The organism is Ruegeria sp. R8_1, assembly GCF_017743815.1.
Taxonomy (GTDB): domain Bacteria; phylum Pseudomonadota; class Alphaproteobacteria; order Rhodobacterales; family Rhodobacteraceae; genus Ruegeria; species Ruegeria lacuscaerulensis_A.
In genome coordinates this window covers 1-2,500 of sequence record NZ_JAGHRL010000014.1, presented here as the reverse complement: position 1 = coordinate 2,500, position 2,500 = coordinate 1, and the positions used below count along the sequence as shown (strand labels likewise).

General features: G+C 54.3%; 1 tRNA gene and 2 rRNA genes (1 of these 3 cut by a window edge). All 3 read left to right on the top strand.

From position 1 onward, the window contains the following. Positions 1–1,920, top strand: a 23S ribosomal RNA gene (locus J7380_RS20180) (it extends 907 nt beyond the left edge of the window). Positions 1,921–2,143: 223 nt separating this feature from the next. Next, a 5S ribosomal RNA gene (gene rrf / locus J7380_RS20175) occupies positions 2,144–2,258 on the top strand. 52 nt (positions 2,259–2,310) lie between these two features. After that, positions 2,311–2,387 (top strand) — tRNA-Met (locus J7380_RS20170). Positions 2,388–2,500 lie beyond the last annotated feature (113 nt).

Below are 2,500 nucleotides of genomic sequence, written 5' to 3'. Positions count from 1 at the left end.
CCACAGGCTTACTGATCCTAACCAAACTCCGAATACCCGGGAGTACTAGATGGCAGACACACTGCGGATGCTAACGTCCGTAGTGGAGAGGGAAACAACCCTGACCTACGACTAAGGCCCCCAATTCATGGCTAAGTGGGAAAGCAGGTGGGACGACCAAAACAACCAGGAGGTTGGCTTAGAAGCAGCCATCCTTTAAAGATAGCGTAACAGCTCACTGGTCTAAATAAGTTGTCCTGCGGCGAAGATGTAACGGGGCTCAAGCCATGAGCCGAAGTCTAGGGATGCGTAAGCATCGGTAGCAGAGCGTAGTGTGACATAGTCTCATTCCTCCTTCATGCCTTCGGGCAGATTGGAGGAGAGAGGCTTTCGATGAAGCGGGCGCGTGAGCGATCCCGTGGAGAGATCACTAGTGAGAATGATGACATGAGTAGCGACAAAGAGTGTGAGAGACACTCTCGCCGAAAGTCCAAGGGTTCCTGCTTAAAGCTAATCTGAGCAGGGTAAGCCGGCCCCTAAGCCGAGGCCGAAAGGCGTAGGCGATGGGAACTAGGTTAATATTCCTAGGCCAGGAGGATGTGACGGATCACGGATGTAGTTCAATCTTATCGGATTGATTGGGCTGCTGAGTGGTTCCTGGAAATAGCCCTCCATCAGACCGTACCCTAAACCGACACAGGTGGACTGGTAGAGCATACCAAGGCGCTTGAGAGAACGATGTTGAAGGAACTCGGCAAAATACCTCCGTAAGTTCGCGAGAAGGAGGCCCGGTTCCTAGGCAACTAGGGGCTGGGGGCACAAACCAGGGGGTGGCGACTGTTTATTAAAAACACAGGGCTCTGCGAAGTCGCAAGACGACGTATAGGGTCTGACGCCTGCCCGGTGCCTGAAGGTTAAAAGGAGAGGTGAGAGCCTTGAATTGAAGCCCAGGTAAACGGCGGCCGTAACTATAACGGTCCTAAGGTAGCGAAATTCCTTGTCGGGTAAGTTCCGACCTGCACGAATGGCGTAACGACTTCCCCGCTGTCTCCAACATCGACTCAGCGAAATTGAATTGCCTGTCAAGATGCAGGCTTCCCGCGGTTAGACGGAAAGACCCCGTGCACCTTTACTACAGCTTCGCACTGGCATCAGGATTGTGATGTGCAGGATAGGTGGTAGGCTTTGAAGCAGGAACGCAAGTACCTGTGGAGCCTCCCTTGAGATACCACCCTTCGCACTCTTGATGTCTAACCGCGGTCCGTTATCCGGATCCGGGACCCTGCGTGGCGGGTAGTTTGACTGGGGCGGTCGCCTCCTAAAGCGTAACGGAGGCGCGCGAAGGTTGGCTCAGAGCGGTCGGAAATCGCTCGTTGAGTGCAATGGCAGAAGCCAGCCTGACTGCAAGACTGACAAGTCGAGCAGAGTCGAAAGACGGCCATAGTGATCCGGTGGTCCCGAGTGGAAGGGCCATCGCTCAACGGATAAAAGGTACGCCGGGGATAACAGGCTGATACTGCCCAAGAGTCCATATCGACGGCAGTGTTTGGCACCTCGATGTCGGCTCATCTCATCCTGGGGCTGGAGCAGGTCCCAAGGGTACGGCTGTTCGCCGTTTAAAGAGGTACGTGAGCTGGGTTTAGAACGTCGTGAGACAGTTCGGTCCCTATCTGCCGTGGGTGTAGGAGACTTGAGAGGAGTTGCCCCTAGTACGAGAGGACCGGGGTGAACGATCCACTGGTGGACCAGTTGTCGTGCCAACGGCAGTGCTGGGTAGCTATGATCGGACAGGATAACCGCTGAAGGCATCTAAGCGGGAAGCCCCCCTCAAAACAAGGTCTCCCTGAGGGCCGTGGAAGACCACCACGTCAATAGGCCGGAGATGTAAGCGCAGTAATGCGTTCAGTTGACCGGTACTAATCGCCCGATAGGCTTGATTTGATCCAGTAATGGAAAGATAACCCACCGCCTCAAGTAGCGAAGCGGTAGGAGATCAAACAAGACCAAAAACATACACACCTTGAATTGGATAACGTCGTAGCGCCAAGCCGCGATGTTGATTGATACAACAACCGTGCAGGAACGCGCATTCGCAAGCGAATACGCTGCCTCCTGCGCGTCGCGCTTTTGCTCCGCAAAAGTCGCGACGGGGGCTTTTCCTCGGTTTGGTGGTCATAGCGCAAGTGAAACACCCGGTCCCATCCCGAACCCGGAAGTTAAGCACTGCCGCGCCAATGGTACTTGGGCTTAAGCCCCGGGAGAGTAGGTCACCGCCAAACCTAGAAAAAGCCCTCAAACCTCTCTAAACGATGAAATAAATTCCGACCCTGACGCGGGATGGAGCAGCCCGGTAGCTCGTCAGGCTCATAACCTGAAGGTCGTAGGTTCAAATCCTACTCCCGCAACCAGTGTCGGAAAACCCAAAGCAGCCCGTTCAGACTACAATTGATCCACTGGATCAAGTGCTTTACGTCTTCACCTCGTCAGGCTCATAACCTGAAGGTCGTAGATCCAAATCCTA